Raw genomic sequence first — 23,322 nt, forward strand, 5'->3', positions numbered from 1 at the left:
GGGCCGGGGGCGCGCGATGATGGGCGGATGGACCGGGACGTTCTCGAGGGCGGCGGGCCGCCGCGGGCCGGGTCGCCCCGGCGGCTCCCCCGGTTCCGGCCGCCCCGGCTGGGCCCGCGCGGCCGGTGGGTCGCCGGGATCGGCGCCGGGCTGACCGCGGTCCTCGCGATCACGCTGCTGCAGCGCACCGCGCCCGAGCCGGTGCCGGTGGCCGCGCCGAGCCCGTCGGCCCCGATCGCCGCGCCGGAGCCGGCGCCGGCCCTGGCGCCGCCGCTGCCGGCGACCGGATCCAGCATCGGGCCGGGATTCCTGGACCCGGTGGCGAAGTGGGAGCTGTTCGCCCGTACCGACACCGAGGTCGACCGGATCCAGCCGCTGCTGGCCCGGGTGACCCGGACCGCGGTGCCTCGGCTGCTGAGCACCGGGCCGGTCTCGTTCCTGGTGACCGCGGACCGGGCGCTGGTCCGGCCGCTGGACGTCGTACCCGGGTACGAGGTGCCCGACGGACGGCCGGCACGGGAGATGCCGACCGCGCTGAGCCCGCACGGGCCGGTCTTCCCCGGGCCCGATCCCGGGCACATCTGGGTGCCGTCGGGCAGCTCGCTGGTGCTGCGGGCGCTGGACGGCGGTCCGGACGTGGCCCGGATCGTGCTGCCGGAGGACGAGCCGTACCAGCTCGTGGTCGTGGACGGGGGCGGCACCCTGCTCGTCCCCGGCACCAGCGGGGTGTACGAGGCCCGGCCGGACGGGCTGCGCAAGCTCAGCACCGGCGCGCTGCTCGCCGTCGGGCCGCGCAACTGGCTGGTGGCCGAGTGCACCGACCGGCACCGCTGCTACAGCGACCTCCTCGACCGCGCCACCGGCGCCCGGCGCGAGATCGGGCCGCCGGTGTCGGTCGGCCCGACGGTGGGCGCGATCTCACCGGACGGGCGGACCGCGGCCATCTACCGGACCGAGGACGGCGGCCACGTCGACCTCGACCTGGTCGACCTCGCCAGCGGCGAGATCCGGACCGCCGACGTGGAGCTGGAGCAGTCCGTCGAGCCGGGCATGCTCGCCTGGTCGCCGGACGGCCGGCTGTTCGTGATCGCCGCCGGCGGCGCGATCCGGATGATCGACCGCGACTCCGGGCGCGCCGGGCCGATCGGCCCGCCACTCCCCCCGGTCCGCCAGCTCGCCGTCCGGACCACCGGGTGATCCACCGCCGCCGGACGATCCACCGTCGCCGGGCGCCCAGGATGATCCACCGGATCGGGTGAGCCCGTGGACGGGACTCGCGCCGGGGACGGAGACTGCGGGGGCGGAACGAGTCCGGGAGGCAACGATGCCCAGCGAGACCCACCTCGGCGCGCTCGTCGAGTCGGCGTTCGAACGGCGCGGCGACGAGACGACGCTCGTGTACGAGGGCCGGCGCCTGTCCGCGGCCGAACGCCTCGACGCCGTCCGGCGGCTGACCGGCGGCCTGGTCGGTCTCGGTATCAGACCCGGCGAGCGGGTCGTCGTCTGCATGGCCAACGGACCCGAGGTCGAGGTCGCGTACGGGGCGATCTGGCGGGCCGGCGCGGTCGTCACCCCGGTGGTGTTCCTGCTCAGCGAGGCCGAGCTGCGGCACGTGCTGGCCGACTCCGGCGCGGTCGCCGTGATCACCTCACCCGAGCTGCTCGTCCGGGTGGCGCCGGCCGCGGCCGCGGCGCCGGCGGTCCGGCACGTCATCGTGGCCGGGGACGCGCCGGGCACGGTCCCGTACGCGGAGCTGGTCGCGGCCGACCCGCACCCGCTGGTGGACCGGAAGGCCGACGACCTCGGTGCGCTGATGTACACCGGTGGCACGACCGGCCGGGCCAAGGGCGTCATGCTCACCCACGGCAACCTCTGGTGGTGCGGGCGCTGCGCGTACGAGCGGGGCCGGGACACCTACGACGGCAAGTCGAGCCTGACCGCGTTGCCGCTGTCGCACGCGTTCGGGCTGATCGTGACGATCGTCGGGGCGTTCATCGAGGAGCAGCCCGGCCCGTCGGTGCTCATGCGCTGGTTCGAGCCGGCCGGCTGGCTGCGGCTCGCGGCCGAGCACCGGGTCAGCGGCGGCCAGCTGGTGCCCTCGATGCTCGCGCTGCTGCTGCAGCAGCCGCTGGAGGACCACGACCTGTCCGAGCTGCGGTACCTCAGTGTCGGGGCCGCGCCGCTGCCGGCCGCCGTCCGGGCCGAGTGGGAGAAGCGGGTGCCGGGGGCGGAGGTGCTGGAGGGGTACGGCTGCACCGAGTCCGGCGCGGTGATCTCCAGCTCGACGCTGGCGGACCGCCGGGCCGGGTCGGTCGGCCGCCCGCTCCCCCGCTACGAGGTCCGGGTCGTCGACGACGCCGGCCGCGATGTCGCGGCGGGCGCGGACGGCGAGGTCTGGGCCCGCGGCCCGGGCGTGATGACCGGCTACTGGAACGACCCGGAGACCACCGCCGGCACGCTGGCCGAGGGCTGGCTGCACACCGGCGACGTCGGCCACCTCGACGCCGACGGCTTCCTCTGGCTGGTCGACCGCAAGAAGGACCTCATCATCCGCAGCGGTGTGAACGTCTTCCCGCGCGACGTGGAGGAGGTCCTGCTGGAGCACCCGGGCATCGCCGCGGCGGCGGTCGTCGGCCGGCCCGATCCCGTCCGCGGCGAGGAGGTCGTCGCGTTCGTCGCGGCCCGCCCCGGGTCGATCCTGGACGCGGCCGAGGTCGAGGCGTTCGCGGCCGCCCGTCTCTCCGGCATCCACCGCCCGCACGACGTCCGCGTCGTCGACACCATCCCCGTCACCAGCGTCGGCAAGACCGACCGCAAGGCCCTCCGCAGCCGCCTGCTCCAGTGATCGTGGAGCCGCAGCGCCTCGACGAGATCGACCGCCTGCACGGGCGGGACGGCTCCGCCGATCGCGAGCCCGCACGCTCGGGATCACCGGACGGACCGTACGAACCCACCTGTCACAGATCTACACGCGACCGGGCGTCGCCAGCCGCGGCGAGGCGGTCGCGCTCACCCGGCCGTCCGGGGTGGGGTGGGGCGGGGGGACGGGAGGTGGCGGACGCGGTTCCACCAGAGGGAGAGGCCGACCGCGAGGGCGACCAGGAGACCGCCCAGCCCGGCGAACCAGGCGGCGAGGTCGAGGTGCTTGTGGGTGACGGTGATCGCCCGCGGCAGGTCGCCGAGCGCGCTCTGCAGCTGGGTCGCGTCCTGCGCGCTGTAGAAATGACCGCCGGTGGTCGCGGCGACCTGCTTGAGCGAGGCGTAGTCGGCGACCAGCGGACCACCCCGGCCACCGCCGCGACCACCGCCGCCGAACGGGCCGCCGCCGAAGATCCCGCCCGGTCCGTCCCCGATCTGGGAGGCGTCGCAGACCATCGGCGCCGGCGTCGTCGTACCGAAGCCGATCGTGTAGACGCGCAGCTTGCGGGCGGCCGCCTCCTGCGCGGCCGTCTGCGGCTCGACGCCCTGGGTGTTCGCGCCGTCGGTGAGCACGACGATCACGTCGGCCGCGTACGCGGTCCCCTCGGCGCTGCTGCTGACCGCGGCCCCGGTCGGCGGCACCGAGCTGTCCACGTCGGCGATCGCGTCGATCGAGGTGAGGATCGCCTGCCCGATCGCGGTGCCGCGGGAGGTGGTCAGGTTCGGCAGCGCGTCCAGCAGGGCCTTGGTGTCGGTGGTCGGCGGCACGATCACGCCGGCCACCCCGGCGAAGGCGACGAGCCCGATCCGGGCCCCGCCCGGCTGCGCCTTGATGAAGTCGGCGGCGGCCTTCTCGGCCGCGGTGAGCCGGTTCGGTGAGACGTCCGCGGAGCACATCGAGCCGGAGACGTCCAGGGCCAGCAGGATCGTGGTCTGGCTGGACGGGACGGCGACCGAGGCCTGCGGGCGGGCGGCCCCGACCGCGAGCACGGCGAGCCCGGCGACGAGCAGGGCGGTGGGGATGCGGCGGCGCCAGAGCGTCCGGCCCGGCAGCGCGGCGCGGACGAGCGCGGCCGAGGTGACCCGGACCGCGGCCCGCCGGCGGCGGCGCCGGGTCCACCAGGCCACGCCGAGCACGAGCGGGACGACGATCAGCGCCAGCAGGGCCGTGGGCCACGCGAACGACATCAGACCAGCCTCCCCGTACGCAGGACGGTGAGGACCGCTCCGGTCGCCAGCAGCAGGATGGCGAACCCGGTGAACGCACCGGCCAGCGGAAGGTCCTCGCGGTGGGTGGTCAGCCGCAGGTCGATGGTGGAGGCGATGCCGTCGAGCTCGGCGGCGTCCGAGGCGGGGTGGTACGAGCCGCCGGTGGTCTTCGCGATCCCGGCCAGCGTGTCCTCGTCCAGCACGGTGTGGATCTTGAAGCCGTCGACGGTGACCGTCCCGCCGGCCGCGGTGCCGACCCCGACGGTCTCCACGTGCACGCCGGCCTTCTGCGCGGCCGTCGCCGCCGCCGCGGTGGCCTCGTCGCTGCCCCGGTCCTCGCCGTCGGAGAACAGCACGACCGTCGCCGACGGCCAGAACCCGAGGTCGGGCACGGTGCCGTCCTTGCCGATCACGACCTTCTTGCCGGTGATCGCGGACAGGGAGGTGAGCAGCGCGTTCGCCAGCGACGTACCGCCGGCGACGTTGAGGCGGTTGACCGCGTTCGCGGCCGCCTCGTGGTCGGCGCCGGGCCGGTCGGTGGTGAGCCCGCCGTTCTGGAAGGCGACGACGCCGACGTCGACGCTGTCCGGCTGCGCGTCGATGAACGCGGTCGCGGCCTGCTTCGCCGCGGCCATCCGCGTCGGCGCGACGTCGGTGGCGGCCATGCTGTTGGACACGTCCATCGCGACGATCACCGTCCCGGCGGCCCGGGTCACCGGGACCGACGCGGCCGGCCCGGCGATGGCCAGCGCCAGCACCGCGAGCCCGCCGATGCTGAACCAGAGCCCGGCCGCGCGCCGCGACCCGCCGGTGGACAGGCCCGCGGCGGCGAGGGCCGCGGCCCGGCGCCGGGACGCGATCACGGCGCCCGCGACCAGCGCCGCCACGACGAGGACGCCGAGCACGAGCCACCAGGGCGAGGAGAACCTCACGCGCGCCTCCAGCGGGTGCCGGCGACGACCTCGACCAGCGCCTCGACCAGGTCGCGGTCGGTGCCGATCCGGTGCAGCGGTACGCCGGCCCGGCGCATCCGGCCCGCGATGACGGCGTCGCGCTCCGCCACCCCGGCCCGGAACCGGCTGCGGAACAGCGGGTCGCCGGAGTCGACGAACAGCTGCTCGCCGGTCTCGGCGTCCTCGACCACGACCAGGCCCACGTCGGGCAGGTCGTCGTCGGCCGCGTCCAGGACCCGCAGCGCGACCACGTCGTGCCGGTGTACGAGGCGCAGCAGCGGCTTGTCCCAGTCCCCCGTACCGATGAAGTCGGACACGATGATGATCAGCGAACGCCGCTTCGCCAGCGACGACACCGCGTCGAGCATCACGGCGAAGTCGGTGGTGACGGCGGCCGGCGCCGCGGTCGTCCGGTCGAGCTCGTGCCCGATCCGGAGCGCGTGCGCGCGACCGGTCCCCGCCGGGACGACCCGCATCTCGGCGCCGTCGTGCAGCACCGCGCCGATCCGGTTGCCGCCGCGGCCGAACAGCCGGGCCAGGATCAGCGCGAGCTCGCCCAGCACGTCCTGCTTGCCGCGACCCGGCGTACCGACGGTCATCGAGGCGGACCGGTCCAGCACCAGCCAGACGGTGAGCTCGCGGTCCTCGGTGAACTGCCGGACCTGCGGCTCGTTCAGCCGGGCGGTCGCGTTCCAGTCGATGTGCCGGGCGTCGTCCTCCTCGACGTACTCGCGCAGGCCGGCGAAGTCGAGCCCGGAGCCCCGGTACGGCGTGCGGTACGCGCCCTGGAGCCGCCCGTCGAGACGGCGGATCACCCGCCACTCCAGTCGGAGCAGCAGACGGTCGGGCGCGGTCGCCATGGGTCAGCGGTCCTGCAGCACGACGTCGGGCATGTGCACGGCCCGCAGCACGCCGGCGATGACCGTGTCCGGGTCGACGTCGTCGGCCAGGGCCTCGTACGAGAGCACGACCCGGTGCCGCAGCACGTCCAGCGCGAGCTCCCGGACGTCGTGCGGCAGCGCGTACTCCCGCCCGCGCAGGAACGCCAGCGCCCGAGCGCCCAGCACCAGCGCGATCGACGCGCGCGGACTGGCGCCGTACGTGACGTACCGGTCCAGGTCCCCGAGCCCGACCATCCCGGGCGCCCGGGTCGCGGTCACCAGCCGGACCGCGTAGTCGGTGACGGCCGGGTCGATGTAGACCTGCCGTGCGGCCTGCTGCATCCGGACCAGGTCCTCGGGGGTGAGCATCGCCTGCGTCGAGGCCGGCGGCTCCAGCGCCCGCTCGACGATCGCGTGCTCCTCCGGCGAGGTCGGGTAGTGCACGACGACCTTCATCATGAAGCGGTCGACCTGCGCCTCCGGCAGCGGATAGGTGCCCTCGGACTCGATCGGGTTCTGCGTCGCCATGACCAGGAACGGGTCCGGCATCGGGAACGTCTCCCGCCCGATCGTCACCTGCCGCTCCTGCATGACCTCCAGCAGCGCGCTCTGCACCTTGGCCGGGGCCCGGTTGATCTCGTCGGCCAGCAGCAGGTTGGTGAAGACCGGGCCGAGCGAGGTCTCGAACTCCCCGGTCTGCTGCCGGTAGACCCGGGTCCCGGTCAGGTCGGCCGGCACCAGGTCGGGGGTGAACTGGATGCGCTGGAACCGCCCGCCGATCGCGGCCGCCAGCGACTTCACCGCCAGCGTCTTGGCCAGCCCGGGCACGCCCTCGACCAGCAGGTGGCCACCGGAGAGCAGGCCGATCGCCATCCGCTCCAGCAGGACGTCCTGGCCGACGATCGTGCGCTTGACCTCGAACAGCACCTGCTCGAGCGGATGGGTCATGGGTACTCCTGTCATGTCTGCGGCCCGCCTCCCCCGCCGGGGCCGCCGCCGAGGGCGGTCCCGATCGGGACGGCGAACGCGATCCCGGCGAACGAGTCGTCGTGGCTCGGGTCGGCGATGGACAGCACGATGCCGATGACGTCGCCCTGCGCGTCCAGCAACGGTCCCCCGGAGCTGCCCGGGTTCACCGACGCGTCGAACTGGATCAGCCCGGTGAACTTCCCGGTGTTCGTGTCGGCCGTCCGGCCGATCGCGGAGACGACCCCGGACGAGACGCTGTACGTCAGCCCGAGCGGGTTGCCGATCGCCACCACCTCGCCGCCGACCTCGGCGTCGCCGCCGAGCGTGGCCGGCACGATGGGCTGCGGCAGCGTCGCCGGGGTCAGCGTCGCGATGTCGTGGGCCGGGTCGGCCGAGGCGACCGTGGCGGCCGACCTCGTCCCGTCGGCGAAGATGAGGCTCACCGCGCTGCGGTCGGCGATCACGTGGTTCGCGGTCAGGACGGTGCCGTCGCTGCCGACGATCACGCCGGTGCCGAGCGCGCCCTTCGCGGTCCGGATGACCGCGACCGACGGCCCGACCCGCTGGTAGATGTCCGGCACGGTGACCGTCTTGGTCGGCGTGGGCGTCGGGGTCGGGGCCGCGGCGGCGCTCCCGTCGTCGCCCCGCCCGGTCGCCAGCAGCACCGCCGCCACCAGCAGGAGAACCAGCAGCACGCCGCCGCCGACGAGCATGCCGCGGGCACCGCGCGGGCGCGACACGGCCTGCGGCCCGGATGCCATGACCCCAGGTTAGGGACCGCCCGTGTAGGGCGCCCGTGAAAGGGCGACCCGATCTGTCGCCCTGTCGAACCCTTGCCTATGGGCGACCACGCTGCTCCGATGCGGACCTGGCGGACCCGCACTCCCCCGGCGGGGTTCAGCGGGTGCACCACTGGCGGGTCTGCCAGGCCGGCTGCCAGCGGGCGATGTCGGCGGCCGGCACCCAGGCGACCCGCTGCGGCCGGCCGGGATCGGTCGAGCCGATCAGGACGCCGGCCGCCGGTCCCGTACCCCACAGCTGCGGCACCCGGCACCCGTGCTGCTCGGCGAGCAGCTGGGCGCCGGAGGCCGGCACCGCGCCGGCGGGCTCGGTCGGGCGGCGGCTCTGCTGCCAGACCAGCAGCTCGACCAGCAGCAGCCCGAGTACCAGCACGCCGATCAGCCCGCTCACGGTCCGCCGGCGCGACGGCCCGTCGAGTGTGACGCCGCTCATGCGAGCAGTGTCCACCCGAACGGGCCAGACGCATCAGGCCTGGAGGAAAGAGAGCAAGTCCGCGTTGATCGTGGCGGCCTCGGTGGTCGGCATGCCGTGCGGGAAGCCCGCGTACGTCTTGAGGGTCCCGTGCTGGACGAGCTCCGCCGACAGCGGCCCGGAGTCCGCGTACGGCACGACCTGGTCGTCGTCGCCGTGCATGACCAGCACCGGCACCGAGATCTTCGTCAGGTCCTCGGTGAAGTCGGTCTGGGAGAAGGCGACGATGCCGTCGTAGTGCGCCTTCGCGCCGCCCATCATCCCCTGCCGCCACCGGTTCTGGATGAGCGCCTCCTGGGGCTCGACGCCCGGCCGGTTGAAGCCGTAGAAGGCGGTGGCGGGCAGGTCCCGGTAGAAGTTCGTCCGGTTCGTGGCCACCTGCTCCTGCAGGCCGTCGAACACGCTCTTGGGCAGCCCGCCGGGGTTGGCCTCGGTCCGGACCATCAGCGGCGGCACGGAACTGATCAGCACCGCCTTCGCGACCCGGCTCTCGCCGTGCCGGGCGAGGTAGCGCACGACCTCGCCGCCGCCGGTCGAGTGTCCGATGTGGACGGCGTCGTGCAGGTCCAGGTGCTCGGTCACCGCGGCCAGGTCGTCGGCGTAGTGGTCCATGTCGTGGCCGTCGGCGGTCTGGGTCGAGCGCCCGTGCCCGCGGCGGTCGTGGGCGATCACCCGGTAGCCGTGTTGCAGGAAGAACAGCATCTGGGTGTCCCAGTCGTCGGCCGACAGGGGCCAGCCTCCCGATACCGGCCCATGCCGCGCCGCCACCGGAGCCCGTACAGCGCCGGGCCGGCCCTGACCGGTGTCCGCCCCGCTCGCTGCCCGCCCCGCCGCATCGGCAACCCTTGGGACGGGCCGGCGGTACGGTCCGCTGGGGTGGTGTTCGGCGTGGGAGGCGAGCGGTGGACGGTGTTCCGAGTCCGGTGCGAGTGGTGCTGGATGCGGCGAACGGCGGTGACGTCGAGGCGTTCCTGGATGCCTTCACCGGCGACGCCGTCGTCGACGACTGGGGGCGGGAGTTCGCCGGGCGGGACGCGATCCGCGGGTGGAGCGATGCCGAGTTCATCGGCAAGCAGGTGACGCTCGCGGTGACCGCGGTCGAGACCGACGGCACCCGGACCGTCGTGACCGCCGCCGTCGGCGGCAAGGGCTTCACCGGCCCGAGCCACTTCGCGTTCGACATCGACGGCGGGCGCGTGTCTCGGATGACGATCCGGGCCTGACCGTACGGTTTCGGCATGGACGAGGGCCTGGCGCGGGGGATGATCCGGATCACCGGGCGCGACGACCCGGCTCGCCGTTGTGAAGGCGGGCGGCGAGCTCGGTCCGGCGGCGCAGGCCGAGCTTGCGGTAGATGCGGGTCAGGTGCGCCTCGACCGTCGAGACGCTGACGAACAGCTCGGCGGCGATCTCACGGTTGCTCCGGCCGCCGGCGACGAGCGCGGAGACCTGCACCTCCGTACGGGTGAGGGTGTCCTCGGCCCCGCTCGCACCGGCCCGCCGGAGCAGGTCATCGGCCATCGCGACCCAGCCGGGCGCGCCGGCGGCGGCGAAGATGTCCCGGGCCGCCTGCGCGCTCTCCCGGGCCCGGGTCCGCCGGCCGGACCGCAACCAGGCGCGGGCGAGCGCGAGCCCGGCCCGGCCGGCGTCGAACCGATAGCCGCCGTAGGCCGCGACCGCGGCCTCCAGACAGCCGACCGCGCGGTCGCGATCGGAGTCCAGCAGCGCGAGCTGTCCTTCCGCCGCGACCAGGTGGGCGTTCACCAGAGGCACCGGCAACGCGGCCGCCTGCTCGCGCAGCCGCGCCGTGAGGCGCGCGCAGAGGTCGCGGTCGCCGACCATCGCGGCGGCCTCGATCGCCCGCGGCAGCCCGGGCCGGGCGCCCGGGTGCGCGTACCCCATCGCGTCGAGCCGGTCGGCCATCGCGGTGAAGTGGCGCAGTGCCCGGGCCCAGTCGCCGGCGCCGGCCGCCAGGCTGCCGCGGATCTCGTCGGCCATCGTCCGCCGCGGCGGCTCGTCGTTCGTCTCGCCCCAGTCGACGAGCAGCCCGGCCGCCCACTCGGCCTGCTCGGCGTCGCCCCGCAGCGCCGCCGCGAGCCCGAGCGGGTACGCCAGCCAGATGATCGCGTGCTCGTTGCCGGCGTCCCGGGCGGCCGCGATCCCGTCCTCGGCGTCCCGGGTCGCACCACCGAGCTCGCCCGCGTACGCCGCGAGCAGGGCCAGGTCGCACAGCCGGTACGGCCGCTGGAACTCCGAGCCGAGGGCGACCGCGTCCTTCTGCAGCTGCAGGAACTCGCGCCGGGCCGCGTCCAGGCGCCCGGACCACAGCCAGACGCGGGCCCGGAACACCCGCGGCCAGCGCCCGAGCGGGAAGGGCCGCAGCTCGGTGGCGCGCCGGACCGCGTCGTCGAGCAGCTCGTCGCTCGGCCGGCCGCTCAGGGTGAGCGACGCGGCCAGGGTCGCCCCGGCCACGCAGGTGGTCTCGGCGTCGCCGAGGTCGGCGGCGAGCGCCAGCGCGGAGGTGGAGGCGGCGATGCCGTCGGCGAGGCGGCCGCGGTACAGGCCGAGCTGCCAGCCGAGCAGGTCGAGCGTGCGGGCCCGCGAGGCCGGGTCCTCGCCGACGTCGTCGAGCGCCTGGCGCAGGAACCGCTCGCTGTCGGCGAAGTCGAGGAACACCCGCAGCGTCAGCGCCTCGGCGCGCCGCCGGCCGGACCCGAGCCGGGCCACCAGCCGGTCGGCGAGCGCCATGGCCCGGGCGGTCTCCCCCGCCGCGGCGCGGTACTCGACCTCGCGCAGACCGCGCCGGGCGGCGGCGTCGGCCCGCTCCGGCGGGGTCAGCCGGGCGCTCTGGGCGGCCAGCTCGGCGGCCTCGTCGGACCGGCCGCGGCGCGCGCAGCGCTCGGCGACCTGTTCCAGCCGGTCGGCGACGGCCTCGTCGGGCAGCAGCGTCGCCGCCGCCAGGTGCCGGGCGGCGACCTCGGGCGCCGCGACCACGCCGGCGAGCCGGCCGGAGATCGCGGCCCGGTCGAGCGGGTTGACGCCGCCGCGGACCGCGTTCGCGTACAGGGTGTGGGTGAAGCGGACGGTCAGGTCGTCGGCGACCCGGACCACGCCGGCCTCGACCGCGGCCCGGACGGCCTTGTCGAAGTCGTCCACGTCCGCCGCCGCCGCGAGCACCCCGATCGGCGACGGGCCGGCGACGGCGAGCGCCCGGATCACCGCGGCCACCTCGGGCGGGAGGTCGCGGATCTCCCGGTCCAGGCCGTGGTCGTCGGAGACCGCGGGGGCGCCCTGCCGCTCGCGGGCCCAGGACCGGATGAGCTGCAGCGCCGCGGTCGGGTTGCCGTCGGAGACCGCGTGCGCCCGGACCAGCTCCGGCCGGGTCACGGCCGGCAGCGAGCGGGCGAGGACCTGGCGCAGGACGTCCACCGGCAGCGGGCCGAGCTCGACCTGCCGGGCGTGCCGACCGTCCACGACGACGACCTCGTCGGCCGGCGTGGTCGTGACGACCACCCCGATCCGCTCGTCCGCCAGCCGGTCGACCGCGAACCGCAGCGCGTTCGCGCTCCCGGCGTCGAGCCACTGCTGGTCGTCCACGCCGACCAGTACGGGGGTGTCCGCCGACAGCCGCCGCAGCAGCTCGCGGATCCGGCGCCCCCGGTCGAAGGCCGGTACGGACTCGCGGGCCCCGGCCCGCGGGCCGTCGCCGGGGCCGAACAGGTCCTCCAAGCCGGCCCGCTCCCCCTGCGGCGCCGGGACGGCGCGGACCGAGAAGACCGCGAAGCCGCGGGCGGTCGCCGTGTCCAGCGCGTACCGCCAGAGCGTGCTCTTGCCGATGCCGGCCTCGCCGCGGACGACGAGCGTCGCCGGGCCGAGCGCGGCGGCGGCCAGGAACGCGTCGACACCCGCCCGCTCGCCGGCACGGCCGATCACCGCGGCACACGCCGCCGGGGCGCCCGTCATCCGACACCTCCCGACACGACCCCTGCTCAGGCTGGCACAGCTGGGGCGTGCAGGTGTGGGGTTTTCCCGCTCGCCGCGCCCGACCCCGGCGTGCGGCACTGGACCTCGCCGGCCACCACGGCCGGCGACAACGAGGGGGAAGCACATGACCAGCACGATGGAGCCCGCGATCGCCGCTCCGGTGACGCCTGCGAACACCGTCCTCAGCGACCTGGTGGACGCGATCGAGACGTACCCGACGACGTACCTGACCGTCGAGATCTTCGACGTCGACCCGCCCGGGACCGGTACCGGGATCAACGAGGCCGAGGACATCACCTGCAAGGTGCGCGTCCACAACTCCGGCCCGCTGAACGTCCTGCAGCTGAGGCTGCTCGTCACCGGCGAGGCCGGCTCCGACGGCGTGCGGTTCCACGACGACACGGCCTTCAGCCCCTCGCTGTTCAGCACGCCGATCGAGCTGGTGCCGGCGCACATGCAGGACGGGGACTGGGTGGAGACGCCGGAGCACTACCACTTCAAGGCCGGCGCCGTCAGCGGCGGCAGGGTCGACCTCGTCGGCGTCTCCGTCGACACCTGGAACGCCGACCTCGAGCACCCGCTCACGGCGCACAGCGACCCGGACCCGTCGGTCGGGGACACGCTGTCCAAGTCCGTGCTGAGGGCCTGACGTGACCGTCGCCGAATACGCCCTCGGGCGGACCGCGAGCGAGTACGAACGGCTGCGGGTCCAGGCCCGCATGTGGGAGCCCGCGACCGTACGGCTGCTCGACCGGGTCGGGGTCGGCGCCGGGGCGTCCTGCCTCGACGCCGGCTGCGGTCCCGGCGAGACGATGCGGCTGCTGGCCCACCGGACCGGCGCCGGCGGCACGGTCACCGGCATCGACGTGGACGCCGCGCTCGGGTCGCTGGCCGAGCGCGGCCTGCACGCGGACGGCCTGCCCCAGTGCCGGTTCGTCGCCGCCGACCTCACCGACGACGCGCCGGTCCCGGGCGGCCCGTACGACCTGGTGTTCGCCCGGCTGCTGCTGTTCCACCTGCCGCAGCGGGTGTCCGTGCTGGCCCGGCTGTGGGAGGCGGTGCGGCCCGGCGGGCACCTCGTCGTGCAGGACTACGACCTCGGGCCCGCGGGCGTGGAGCCGCCGGCGGCGAGCGTGGTGGAGACCGTACGGCTGCTGGTCGCGACGTTCGAGGCGCTCGGCTGCGACGTGCGGGCCGGCGTCCGGCTGCCGCTGCTGTTCGCCGCGGCCGGCGTCGGCCATCCGGACGACACCGACGTCGCCGGCCGGCTGGAGCCGTTCGCGACCGGGCAGGCGATGCTGGCGCACACGCTGCGCAGCCTGCTGCCGGCCGCCTGCGCGCACGGGGTCACGTCCGAGGCCCACGTGGAGGAGACGCTGACGGCGCTGCGCCGGGACGCCGCCGACGGCACCGACCGGCCCATGCTCTGGCCGCTGATGGTCGGCGCCTGGCGCCGCAAGCCGGTATGACCGCCGGCCTGGACGACTGGCAGCTGCGGCGGATCCGGTCGCACTTCGCGTTCCCGGCGACCGGGCGGGTGGTGACCAACAACGCGGCGAGCACCCAGCCGCCGTGCGAGCTGCTCGACCTCTACCGCTCGCTCGCGCCCTGGTACGAGAACGTGCACCGCGGCCAGTCCCCGGCCTCGCAGCGGATGACGACGCTGTTCGAGGAGTCGTACGACACGATCGCGCAGTGGCTCAACGCGCCGAGCCGCCGCACGATCGTCCCGTACCGCAACACGACCGAGGCGATCAACGCGGTCATGTACTCGCTGCTGTCGGACTTCCGCGACGGCGACAACGTGGTCAGCACCGAGCTCGAGCACAACTCGAACTTCGTGCCCTGGTACGCGCTGAGCCGGGAGATCCTGCCCCGCTTCGGCCGCCGGGTCGAGTGCCGCGTCGCGCGGTTCGACCCGGCGACCGGGGCCCTCGACCTCGACCACCTGGCGTCGCTGGTGGACCGGCGGACGAAGCTGGTCTGCGTCACCGGCGCGTCCAACTTCCTCGGCACGAAGCCGCCGCTGCCGGTGCTGCGGTCGATCGCGGACGGCAGCGGGTACGGGCAGCCGTCCGGGGAACGCCGGTCGTTGCTGCTCATCGACGCCGCCCAGCTGGTGCCGAGCTCCACTGTGGACGTTCAGGCGCTGGACGTCGACTACCTGGCGTTCTCGTTCCACAAGCTGCTGGCGCCGTTCGGGGTCGGCGTCCTCTACGGGAAGGAACACCTGCTGCGGCAGGCGCTGCCGTTCCTCTACGGCGGCGACATGATCGCCGAGGGCCACGTCGCGCCGGACCTGGTCGAGTACGCCGAGCTGCCGTGGAAGTACGCGGCCGGGACCCCGAACATCCTCGGCCTGATCGTCTCCGCGCAGGCGCTGCGGCTGATCCTCGACCTGGTCCTGGAGGAGTCGGCGCCCTGGTTCCGCACCTCCCGGCCGGTCGGGCCACGGGACGTCGCCGCCGCGATGACGCGGGTCGGGGCCCACCTCGACGCGCTCACGGCCCGGGCCCTGGAGCGGGCCCGCGCCATTCCGGGGATCACCGTGTACGGGCCGCCGCCCGGGGTGCCGCGCGCGCCGTTGCTGGCGTTCACGGTCGCCGGGACCGACCCGCTGCGGCTGGCGCAGCGGCTCGGCGAGCTCGGCGTGGAGGCGCGCGGCGGCTGCCACTGCGCGACGCTCGCGCACCGCGCGCTCGGCCTGACCCCGCCGGCGAGCTGCCGCCTGAGCTTCGCCCTCTACACCGACACGGGCGACGTCGAGCGGGCGCTGGACACCCTCGCCCAGGTCGCGGCGGAGGATCAGGCGGTCCAGCCGGCGAGCAGGGAGCGGCGGTCGGCGGTCGGGGAGCCGGGCTCGGGCTGGTAGCGCGCGGCGCGCTGGAGGGCGAGGGCGCCGGGGGCGATCGCCTCCAGCGCCTCTTCCAGGCCGGCCCGGACGGAGCCGGCCCCGTCGCCGTCGGCCCGCCCCTCGCCGGCCGCCCCCGGGCCGCGGGCGAGGTACTGGTACCAAGGTCCGATTGGTCCTGCGGTACGAGCCCGGCCGTACGACGATCTGCTGATCAGTCCTCGCTGCTGCGGCGGCCGGCCACGTACTCGGCCAGGCGGGGATCGGCGGAGGTGAGCCGGCCGGCCTCCGCTCCCCCGTCGCACTGGCAGAGCGCGATCGTCACGGCGTCCCGCCGCCGGGCCAGCACCCGCCAGACCGCCCCGGCCGCCTCCCAGCGGACCAGCGTCGCGACCGGATCGTCGGGCGCGGTCATGACGCCGGGGTGAGGACGACGCAGCAGCGGCCGGGCGCGGGCGCCAGCGCGACCTGCGGGCAGTGCGGCGTGAGGGTGGCGGCGACGCCGCCGACGAGGGCCTGGTTCATCCGGCAGACCAGGTCGGTCTGGGTCCGGGCCAGCGAGTGGAACGGGCAGTTGGCCAGCACGACCCGGCCCTCCTCGGCCCGCGGCTCGTAGCCGTGCCCGGCCAGCACCGAGGCGGCCAGCTCCAGGGCCGAGCCCGCGGACGCCGGGTGTCCCCCGGCCGAGACCGCCGCCGCGCCCAGAGCGCCGCCGTGGTCGGCGGCGAGCCGGTCCAGCGCGACCATGACCGGCTCGCCGGAGCCGGCCGAGGCGGCGATCGCGTCGGCCATGAGCCGCCCGGCCAGCTCGTACTCGCGGTCGGGCAGGGAGACGGTGATCTCCCGGTCGGCCCGCCGGTAGAGCTTGGAGGTCCGGCCGGCACCGGGTCCGCTGCGGCCGCCGACCCGCGCGTACCCGGTCTCCAGCAGGCCCTCGGCCTCCAGCCGGTCGAGGTGGAACTTGGCCTGGTGGCGGGCGATCCCGGCGCCGGCCGCGGCCTGGTCCCGGCTCACCGGCTCGACCTGGGCGCAGACGTAGAGGTAGAGCCGGCGCCGGACCGGGTCGGCCAGCGCCCCGATCCCGGCCACGTCCCGCTCCCGCACCGGCGCCTCCTCTAAAAGAGATAGGTCTTGACGTTAGAGAGCCGCGCTCTCTAACGTCAACGCTACCTTCTCTTAGATTCGGGAGCCACCCCATGAGCGCCGATCTGCCCGACGACCTGAAGGACCCCGCCTTCCAGGCGTACGCGCTGCTGCGCAGCGTCTTCACGGTCGCGCCGATCCTGTTCGGCCTGGACAAGTTCTTCAACGTCCTCACCGACTGGACCGCCTACCTCGCACCGTGGATCGACCGCCTCGTGCCGGGCGACGCCGCCGACGCGATGCACGTCGTCGGCGTCGTCGAGATAGCGGCCGGCGTCCTGGTCGCGGTCGCGCCGCGCATCGGCGCCTACGTCGTGGCGCTCTGGCTGGCCGGCATCATCCTCGACCTGCTCACCCTCTCCGGCTTCTACGACGTGGCCCTGCGGGACTTCGGCCTGCTGGTCGCCGCGCTCGCCCTCGGCCGGCTGGCCCAGGCCCGCTACGTGCGCGCCGGGCACGGCGTCAAGGCCGGCGTCCGGTGACGAACCTGGAGGTCGCCGCCCGCGCGGCGGAGGAGTTCCTGGAGGCCCTGGGCATCTCGACCGACGGGCCCGGGTTGCGGGACAGCCCGGCCCGGATGGCCCGGGCGTACGCGGAGATGCTCACCCCGCGCAGCTTCGAGCTGACCACCTTCCCCAACGACGAGAAGTACGACGAGCTCGTCGTGGTCAAGGACATCCCGGTCCAGTCCCTGTGCGAGCACCACCTGCTCCCGTTCACCGGCGTCGCGCACGTCGGCTACCTGCCCGGCGACCGGATCCTGGGGCTGTCGAAGCTCGCCCGCGTGGTCGAGCTGTTCGCGCGCCGGCCGCAGGTCCAGGAGCGGCTCACCCAGCAGGTCGCGACCTGGCTCGACGACCACCTCGTGCCGCAGGGCGTCGGCGTCGTGGTCGAGGCCGAGCACAGCTGCATGTCGTTGCGGGGCGTCCGGGCGGCGGGCGCCGTCACCCGGACCTCCGCCCTGACCGGGACGATCCGCAGCAACCCGGCCACCCGGTCGGAGTTCCTCGCCGCGCTCCCCCGGACCGCGGCATGAGCGCCGGCACGGTCGTCGTCGGCGGTGGCCTGGCCGCCGCCCACACGATCTCGACGCTGCGCGACCACGGGTACGCCGACCCGATCACGCTGATCGGCGAGGAGCAGGAGCTGCCGTACGAGCGGCCCGCGCTGTCCAAGGACTACCTGCTCGGCAAGACCGGCGAGCTGCAGGTCCACGACGCCGGCTGGTACGCCGACCACCAGGTCGACGTCCGGACCGGGGTCCGGGCCACCGCCGTCGACCGGGACGCGCACCTGGTCCGGGTCGGCTCCGAGCTGATCCCGTACGAGGACCTGGTGCTCGCGACCGGCGCCCGGCCCCGGCTGCTCCCGATCCCCGGCGCCGACCGGCCCGGCGTGCACACGCTGCGGACCCGGGCCGACAGCGACCGGCTCCGCGAGGCGCTGGACCGCGACGAGCGCTGGGTGATCATCGGCGGCGGCTGGATCGGCCTGGAGGTCGCGGCCGCGGCGATCGCGCACGGTCGCGTGGTGACCGTGCTGGAGCACGCGTCGCTGCCGCTGCAGCGGGTGCTCGGCGACCGGCTCGGCCGCTACTTCCTCGACCTGCATCTCGGCAACGGCGTCGACCTGCGGACCGGCAGCGAGGTCCGGGCGATCGAACGGTCCGGGCCCGGCCTGCGGGTGCACGCGAGCGACGGGTCGATCGACGCCGACACGGTCGTGATGGCGGTCGGGGCCGCGCCGAACACCGAGCTCGCGGCCGGGCTGGCGGTGGACAACGGCATCGTCGTGGACCGGCAGCTGCGCACCGCCGACCCGCACGTGCTCGCCGCCGGCGACGTCGCGACCGCGGACAACACCGCGCTGGGCCGGGCATTGCGGGTGGAGCACTGGGACAACGCGATCCGCCAGGGCCGCCTCGCCGCCCGCACGATCCTCGGCACCGGCGACGAGTACGACTGGCAGCCGTACTTCTTCACCGACCAGTACGACCTCGGCATGGAGTACGTCGGCCACGGCACCCCGGGCGATCAGGTCCTGATCCGCGGCAGCCTGCTCAGCGGCGAGTTCATCGCCTTCTGGGCCGACGGGGAGCGGATCACCGCCGCGATGAACGTCAACCTCTGGGACGTCAACTCCGAGCTGCGCGGGCTGGTCGGGCGCAGCGTCCCGGCCGCCCGCCTCACCGACATCCATGTCCCGCTCACCGACCTCTAGCCGGGCCCGCGGTGTCGGCCACCGGCTTCGCGCTGGCCTTCGGCGGCGGCGTCGTCTCCTTCCTGTCCCCGTGCGTGCTGCCGCTGGTCCCGGCGTACCTGTCGCTGACCTCCGGAGTGCCCGGCCGGGTCGGGGCCGTGCGGGCCGGGGCGCTGTTCTGCGGCGGGTTCGCGGTCGTGTTCGTCCTCCTAGGACTGTCGGCGACGGCGCTGGGGTCGGTGCTGCTGCGCCAGCAGGTCCCGGTCACCCGGCTGGCCGGGGTCGCGGTCGCGGGCCTGGCGGTCGTGCTGGCCCTGCCGGCGGTCTCGGCCCGCCCGGCGGGCCGGTTCGCCGGGCGGGACCTCCGGTTCCGGCCGCGGCTGGCCCGGCTCGGGGCCTGGGGTGCGCCGGTGGCCGGGGCGGCGTTCGGGTTCGGCTGGACCCCGTGCATCGGGCCGGTCCTGGGCTCGGTCCTCGCGGTCGCGGCCGACCAGCGCCGGCTCGGCGCGGGCGTGCTGCTGCTCAGCGCGTACGCGGCCGGGCTGGCGGTGCCGTTCCTGATCGCGGCGCTGGCGCTGGACCGGTCGCTGGTCGCGTTCCGGTTCCTCCGGCGGCACTCGGCCGTGCTGGCGCTGGGATCGGCCGCGGTCCTCGGGACGTACGGGGTGCTGCTGGCCTTCGACCGGCTGGACAGCGTCACCGTGGCGCTCCAGCACGGGATGACCACGCTCGGCCTCGGCCGGCTGGTCGGACTCGGGTGAGCCCGTCGTGATCGACCCCCTCGCACGGACGACGAGCGCGGTCGGCCTGGTCCGGGTGACGCGGCTGTTCGACGGCCTGGCCGCGGTCAGCCAGATCAGCCTGGAGCTCGCCCTCGGCGAGACGGTCTGGCTGCGCGGCTCCAACGGCTCCGGCAAGTCCACGCTGCTGCGGCTGGTCGCGACCGCGATCTCCCCCACGTACGGCGGCGGCACGGTGCTCGGCCACGACCTCACCCGCGGCCGGGCCGCGATCCGCGCCGAGACGGACCTGGTCGGCCACCAGACCCGGCTCTACGACGACCTCACCGCCGCGGAGAACCTGCGCTTCGCCGCCGACCTGCACGGCCTGGATCCCGGCGGGATCCCGGCGGCGCTGGACCGGGTCGGGCTGCAGGAGGTCGCGACGGTCCGGGCGGCCAGCTTCTCCCAGGGCATGCGGCAGCGCCTCGTGCTGGCCCGCTGCCTGCTGCGGGCGCCGCGGCTCATCCTGCTCGACGAGCCGTACGCGGGGCTGGATCCGGACGCCCGCACCGTCGTCGACGACCTGCTCGCCGGCGCCCGCGGAGCCGGCCGCACGATCGTGATCGCCAGCCACGACCCACCCCCACCCCGGTTCGTGGACCGGACCCTGCTGATGGACGGCGGCCGGCTCTCGGGCGGGCCACCGTGACCGCCCGGGTGATCCGCGCGATCGCGGCCAAGGACCTGCGGATCGAGCTCCGCAGCCGGTCGGCGGTGAACGCGGTCCTGCCGTTCGCGGCGACGATCCTGCTCGCGCTCGGGTTCGCGCTCGGGCCCGACCGGCTGCTGCTGCAGCAGACCGCGCCCGGGCTGCTCTGGGTCGCGGCGCTGTTCGCCTCGGTCGAGCTCTGCCATCGGGCGTACCTGACCGAGGCGGCCAACGGCGCCCTGGAGGGCCTGCTGCTCGGGCCCGCCGACAAGGGAGCCGTCTTCCTCGGCAAGGCCGCGGCCGCGTTCGTCCAGCTGCTGGCGCTGTTCGTGGTCACCACCGGCATCGTGATCGTGTTGTTCGGGCTGCCGCTCGGGCCGGACCCGGCGCTGCTCGCGCTGACCGCGGTGCTGGGTGTCGCCGGGCTCAGCGCCATGGGCGCGCTGCTGGGGCTGCTCGCCGTCCAGGGGCGGACCCGGCAGGCGGCGCTGCCGGTCATCGTGCTGCCGCTGGTGACCCCGGTGATCATCGCCGCGACCCGGGCCACGGTCGCGCTCACCCAGGGCCAGTCGGCCGGCGTGGGCGGCTGGCTGGGGCTGCTCGTCGCGTTCGACGCGGCCTTCCTGGCCGCCGGCTACCTGGTCTACGGAAACCTGCTCGAAGACTGACTCCCGGGCCATTGACAACCCGATGGCGACCGGACACGCTCTAACGACCAGATTGACTAGCTTTAGAAAGCAGATCGAGGTGACGTGGCATGGGCCGCTCGAGAAGGATCGGCGTCGCCCTGGCGGTCGCCGTGGCCGGAGCACTCACGGCAACGATGCTGGTGGCGGTGTCGGCCGGGTTGTCCCCGGTCGCGGCCGGGCCCACCGGCGGGACGCAGAGCGTCGGATCGGGTTCGTCCGCGGTCCGGCCCATCGACGCGCTGGTGGCGCAGGGGAAGCAGACCTTCCGGTTCGACACCTTCGGTGACCAGGCGTTCTGGGGCGACACGCTGCACCTGAACCAGGCCATCGCCGGCGCCGCCAACGGCGGGGTCGGGCCCGGGGTCAGCCCGAGGACCGCGCTGTCGGTCGGGCTCAAGGTCGACGTCGACGCGCTGCCCGGCGCGGTCCGGACGGCGATCGTGAACGGTCAGGTGAACCTGGACGACCCGGCGGTCACCCTGACCCTGCTCAAGCTCAACTCCGTGGTCGGCGTCAAGGGGATCTTCGACCGCGCCGGCAAGCTCAACGCGGTCGGCATCGAGTGCGCCCTCTGTCACTCCACAGTGGACAACTCGCTGGCCCCCGGCATCGGGCACCGGCAGGACGGCTGGGCCAACCAGGACCTGAACATCGGCGCGATCATCGGACTGTCGCCGAACCTGCAACCGGTCGCCTCGCTGCTGCACACCGACGTCCCGACCGTGCACAAGGTGCTCGACGCGTGGGGACCGGGCAAGTTCGACGCCGAGCTGTTCCTGGACGGCAAGGCTTTCCAGCCCAACGGCACCTCGGCGGCGACGCTGATCCCGCCGGCGTTCGGGCTGGCCGGCGTGAACCTGCACACCTGGACCGGCTGGGGCTCCATCCCGTACTGGAACGCGTTCGTGGCGATCCTGGAGATGCACGGGCAGGGGACGTTCTTCGACCCGCGGCTGGACAACGCCACGCAGTTCCCGATCGCGGCTGAGAACGGCTTCGGCCACATCACCGCGAAACCGGACCTGGTGAGCCCGAAACTGCCGGGCTTGCAGGCGTACCAGCTCTCGTTGAAGGCGCCGACGCCGCCGAAGGGCTCGTTCGACCCGGTGGCCGCGGCCCGCGGGAAGACGCTGTTCACCGGCCAGGCCGAATGCTCGACCTGCCACGTGGCCCCGACGTTCACCGAACCGGGCGAGAACCTGCACCCCGGCAGCCAGATCGGCATCGACAACTTCGAGGCCGACCGGTCCCCGACCCACATGTACCGGACCAGCCCGCTGGCCGGCCTGTGGACCCATCAGAAGGACGGCTTCTACCACGACGGCCGCTTCCCGGACCTGCTCTCGGTCGTCAAGCACTACGACAGCACGTTCCACCTGAAGCTGTCGGCCCGGCAACAGAGCGATCTCGTGCAGTACCTGCTCTCCCTGTAGTTCGAACCCCTTGGACAGGAGCCACCCATGCGGCGCTTCTACCGCGTGCTCACCGTGCTCGGCAGCCTCCGCGCCCAGCGGATCCTGGGCTGGTCGACCCTGCTGGGTCTGCTCGCGACGACGGCGGTCGCGCTGACCGTCGTCCCCGCGGACGCCAACCAGGGCGACGTGCAACGGCTGATGTACGTGCACGTGCCGGCCGCATGGGTGGCCTTCCTGTCCTTCGGGGTGGTCTTCCTCGGCAGCGTCGCCTACCTCAGGACCGGGCGTATCCACTGGGACCGCATCGCGGTCTCCTCGGCCGAGATCGGCGTGGTGTTCTGCGCGCTGACGATCGTGCTGGGCTCGCTGTGGGGGCGCCCGGTCTGGGGCACCTGGTGGACCTGGGATCCCCGGCTCACCACGACCGCGCTGCTGCTGCTGATCTACACCGGCTACCTCTCGCTGCGGCGGGTGGCCGACAGCCCGGCGCGCCGGGCCCGGTGGTCCGCGGTGGTCGGGGTGATCGGCTTCGTGGACGTGCCGATCGTGCACATGTCCGTGGTGTGGTGGCGGTCGCTGCACCAGGAGGCGACCGTGCTGCGGCCGGGGTCGCCGACGATCGCGGGCAGCATGCTGGCCACGCTGCTGTTCGCGTTCCTGGTCTTCTCGGTCGCGTACGGCTATCTGATGGCGGCCCGGCTGCGGGTCGGGCGGCTGGAGGAGCGGGGCGCCGTCCCGGTCTCCACGCCGCGGGCCCGCCGTCCCGCCCCGGTGGGGGGTGTCACCGGTGCATGACCTGACCTACGTGGTCGCCGGGTACGCCGCGACCGGGGCCGCGCTCGGCGGCTACCGCTGGCGGCTGGCGGTCCGGCTGCGCCGGGCCCGCCGCTACATCGCCACGGTCAGCGGGCGAGAACGGTGACCCAGGAGCCGATCGCCGCGGCGGTGCCGCAGGACACGGCCCCCGCCCGCTGGCTGCACGGAGCCCGGTTGCGGCTGCTGATCGGGCTGGCCGTCATCGTGGGCGCGCTGGTCTGGGTCACCGTGCGCGGGCTGACCGGCAGCTTCGTCTACTACCTCACCCCGACCGACGTCGTCACCCAGCACAAGGCGCATGTCGGCGAGCGGATCCGGCTCGGCGGGTACGTCGTGCCCGGCAGCGTCGGGCACACCACCAGCACGCTGACCTTCACCGTGACCGACGGCACCGACTCGGTGCCGGTCTCCGACCTCGGCTCGGTGCCGGAGCTGTTCAAGCCCGGCCAGGGGGTCGTGCTGGAAGGCGCCCTCGGCACCGACGGGCGCTTCCATTCCGACACGCTGCTGGTCAAGCACAGCGGCGACTACCGGCCGCCGGCGCCGGGCCAGAGACCGCCGAACACCGCCGACCTGGAATCCGGGGGCTGA

Annotated in this window: 25 protein-coding genes and 1 pseudogene; 16 read left to right on the forward strand and 10 right to left on the reverse strand. The window is 74.7% G+C overall.

The genetic code is table 11. The features are described from left to right. Positions 1 to 27 precede the first annotated feature (27 nt). Positions 28 to 1,197 carry a hypothetical protein gene (locus tag VGP36_07895; protein HEV7654644.1) on the forward strand — a complete coding sequence of 390 codons (1,170 nt, stop codon included), beginning with the start codon at positions 28 to 30 and terminating at the stop codon, positions 1,195 to 1,197. A 127-nt stretch (positions 1,198 to 1,324) separates the two neighbouring features. Continuing rightward, on the forward strand, positions 1,325 to 2,845 hold the full coding sequence (locus VGP36_07900) for an AMP-binding protein (protein HEV7654645.1): 1,521 nt from the start codon (positions 1,325 to 1,327) through the stop codon (positions 2,843 to 2,845). A 164-nt stretch (positions 2,846 to 3,009) separates the two neighbouring features. On the opposite strand, the gene VGP36_07905 is transcribed toward VGP36_07900, so the two are convergent. The 7 genes and pseudogenes from VGP36_07905 to VGP36_07935 form a co-directional block, all read right to left on the reverse strand. Beyond that, entirely contained in the window at positions 3,010 to 4,107 is a 1,098-nt protein-coding gene (locus VGP36_07905) for a VWA domain-containing protein (GenBank protein HEV7654646.1), read from the reverse strand. Beyond that, on the reverse strand, positions 4,107 to 5,060 hold the full coding sequence (locus VGP36_07910; GenBank protein HEV7654647.1) for a VWA domain-containing protein: 954 nt from the start codon (positions 5,058 to 5,060) through the stop codon (positions 4,107 to 4,109). The genes VGP36_07905 and VGP36_07910 overlap by 1 nt, the downstream gene beginning before the upstream one ends. Continuing rightward, positions 5,057 to 5,941: a DUF58 domain-containing protein gene (locus VGP36_07915; protein HEV7654648.1), complete on the reverse strand. Its 885-nt coding sequence runs from the start codon at positions 5,939 to 5,941 to the stop codon at positions 5,057 to 5,059. The genes VGP36_07910 and VGP36_07915 overlap by 4 nt, the downstream gene beginning before the upstream one ends. 3 nt (positions 5,942 to 5,944) lie before the next feature. Further along, the gene (locus VGP36_07920; GenBank protein ID HEV7654649.1) at positions 5,945 to 6,910 is read right to left on the reverse strand and encodes a MoxR family ATPase; all 966 of its coding nucleotides are present in this window, start codon (positions 6,908 to 6,910) and stop codon (positions 5,945 to 5,947) included. An 11-nt stretch (positions 6,911 to 6,921) separates the two neighbouring features. Continuing rightward, entirely contained in the window at positions 6,922 to 7,692 is a 771-nt protein-coding gene (locus VGP36_07925) for a trypsin-like peptidase domain-containing protein (protein ID HEV7654650.1), read from the reverse strand. Between the two features lie 136 nt (positions 7,693 to 7,828). After that, positions 7,829 to 8,164: a hypothetical protein gene (locus VGP36_07930; protein HEV7654651.1), complete on the reverse strand. Its 336-nt coding sequence runs from the start codon at positions 8,162 to 8,164 to the stop codon at positions 7,829 to 7,831. 33 nt (positions 8,165 to 8,197) lie between these two features. Continuing rightward, positions 8,198 to 8,941, reverse strand: a pseudogene (locus VGP36_07935) (alpha/beta hydrolase). 185 nt (positions 8,942 to 9,126) lie between these two features. Here VGP36_07935 and VGP36_07940 point away from each other — a divergent pair. Beyond that, on the forward strand, positions 9,127 to 9,426 hold the full coding sequence (locus tag VGP36_07940; protein HEV7654652.1) for a nuclear transport factor 2 family protein: 300 nt from the start codon (positions 9,127 to 9,129) through the stop codon (positions 9,424 to 9,426). 49 nt (positions 9,427 to 9,475) lie between these two features. On the opposite strand, the gene VGP36_07945 is transcribed toward VGP36_07940, so the two are convergent. Further along, positions 9,476 to 12,166, reverse strand: a complete 2,691-nt coding sequence (locus VGP36_07945; GenBank protein HEV7654653.1) for a LuxR C-terminal-related transcriptional regulator — start codon at positions 12,164 to 12,166, stop codon at positions 9,476 to 9,478. A 145-nt stretch (positions 12,167 to 12,311) separates the two neighbouring features. Here VGP36_07945 and VGP36_07950 point away from each other — a divergent pair, with 145 nt between their 5' ends. The 3 genes from VGP36_07950 to VGP36_07960 are packed head-to-tail and all read left to right on the forward strand — an operon-like array spanning position 12,312 to position 15,059. After that, positions 12,312 to 12,836: a hypothetical protein gene (locus VGP36_07950; protein HEV7654654.1), complete on the forward strand. Its 525-nt coding sequence runs from the start codon at positions 12,312 to 12,314 to the stop codon at positions 12,834 to 12,836. Between the two features lies 1 nt (position 12,837). Beyond that, positions 12,838 to 13,656: a methyltransferase domain-containing protein gene (locus VGP36_07955; protein ID HEV7654655.1), complete on the forward strand. Its 819-nt coding sequence runs from the start codon at positions 12,838 to 12,840 to the stop codon at positions 13,654 to 13,656. After that, complete coding sequence (locus VGP36_07960; protein ID HEV7654656.1) at positions 13,653 to 15,059, forward strand: aminotransferase class V-fold PLP-dependent enzyme; 1,407 nt, start codon at positions 13,653 to 13,655, stop codon at positions 15,057 to 15,059. Before VGP36_07955 ends, VGP36_07960 begins: the two co-directional genes overlap by 4 nt. 193 nt (positions 15,060 to 15,252) lie before the next feature. Here VGP36_07960 and VGP36_07965 read toward each other — a convergent pair whose 3' ends face one another. Both VGP36_07965 and VGP36_07970 read right to left on the reverse strand, forming a co-directional pair. Further along, positions 15,253 to 15,453, reverse strand: coding sequence for a hypothetical protein (locus VGP36_07965; GenBank protein HEV7654657.1), 201 nt, complete (start codon positions 15,451 to 15,453; stop codon positions 15,253 to 15,255). Further along, positions 15,450 to 16,142, reverse strand: coding sequence for a helix-turn-helix domain-containing protein (locus VGP36_07970; protein ID HEV7654658.1), 693 nt, complete (start codon positions 16,140 to 16,142; stop codon positions 15,450 to 15,452). Before VGP36_07970 ends, VGP36_07965 begins: the two co-directional genes overlap by 4 nt. A gap of 92 nt (positions 16,143 to 16,234) precedes the next feature. Between VGP36_07970 and VGP36_07975 the strand changes: the two genes are divergently transcribed. The 10 genes from VGP36_07975 (at position 16,235) to VGP36_08020 (ending at position 23,322) form a co-directional block, all read left to right on the forward strand. Beyond that, on the forward strand, positions 16,235 to 16,663 hold the full coding sequence (locus tag VGP36_07975; protein HEV7654659.1) for a hypothetical protein: 429 nt from the start codon (positions 16,235 to 16,237) through the stop codon (positions 16,661 to 16,663). After that, positions 16,660 to 17,217 carry a GTP cyclohydrolase I FolE gene (folE, locus tag VGP36_07980; protein HEV7654660.1) on the forward strand — a complete coding sequence of 186 codons (558 nt, stop codon included), beginning with the start codon at positions 16,660 to 16,662 and terminating at the stop codon, positions 17,215 to 17,217. The genes VGP36_07975 and folE overlap by 4 nt, the downstream gene beginning before the upstream one ends. Continuing rightward, entirely contained in the window at positions 17,214 to 18,401 is a 1,188-nt protein-coding gene (locus VGP36_07985) for an FAD-dependent oxidoreductase (GenBank protein ID HEV7654661.1), read from the forward strand. Before folE ends, VGP36_07985 begins: the two co-directional genes overlap by 4 nt. Before the next feature lie 11 nt (positions 18,402 to 18,412). Beyond that, positions 18,413 to 19,141 carry a cytochrome c biogenesis protein CcdA gene (locus tag VGP36_07990; GenBank protein ID HEV7654662.1) on the forward strand — a complete coding sequence of 243 codons (729 nt, stop codon included), beginning with the start codon at positions 18,413 to 18,415 and terminating at the stop codon, positions 19,139 to 19,141. Between the two features lie 7 nt (positions 19,142 to 19,148). Continuing rightward, the gene (locus VGP36_07995; protein ID HEV7654663.1) at positions 19,149 to 19,811 is read left to right on the forward strand and encodes an ABC transporter ATP-binding protein; all 663 of its coding nucleotides are present in this window, start codon (positions 19,149 to 19,151) and stop codon (positions 19,809 to 19,811) included. Beyond that, the gene (locus VGP36_08000; protein ID HEV7654664.1) at positions 19,808 to 20,479 is read left to right on the forward strand and encodes a heme exporter protein CcmB; all 672 of its coding nucleotides are present in this window, start codon (positions 19,808 to 19,810) and stop codon (positions 20,477 to 20,479) included. The genes VGP36_07995 and VGP36_08000 overlap by 4 nt, the downstream gene beginning before the upstream one ends. An 89-nt stretch (positions 20,480 to 20,568) precedes the next feature. Continuing rightward, positions 20,569 to 21,933, forward strand: a complete 1,365-nt coding sequence (locus tag VGP36_08005; protein HEV7654665.1) for a hypothetical protein — start codon at positions 20,569 to 20,571, stop codon at positions 21,931 to 21,933. A 27-nt stretch (positions 21,934 to 21,960) separates the two neighbouring features. After that, positions 21,961 to 22,710, forward strand: coding sequence for a cytochrome c biogenesis protein CcsA (gene ccsA, locus VGP36_08010; protein ID HEV7654666.1), 750 nt, complete (start codon positions 21,961 to 21,963; stop codon positions 22,708 to 22,710). Beyond that, positions 22,703 to 22,837, forward strand: a complete 135-nt coding sequence (locus tag VGP36_08015; protein ID HEV7654667.1) for a hypothetical protein — start codon at positions 22,703 to 22,705, stop codon at positions 22,835 to 22,837. The genes ccsA and VGP36_08015 overlap by 8 nt, the downstream gene beginning before the upstream one ends. Beyond that, positions 22,834 to 23,322, forward strand: coding sequence for a cytochrome c maturation protein CcmE (locus VGP36_08020; protein HEV7654668.1), 489 nt, complete (start codon positions 22,834 to 22,836; stop codon positions 23,320 to 23,322). Before VGP36_08015 ends, VGP36_08020 begins: the two co-directional genes overlap by 4 nt.

Source organism: Mycobacteriales bacterium (genome assembly GCA_035995165.1).
In the GTDB taxonomy this organism is placed as follows: Bacteria; Actinomycetota; Actinomycetes; order Mycobacteriales; family CADCTP01; genus CADCTP01.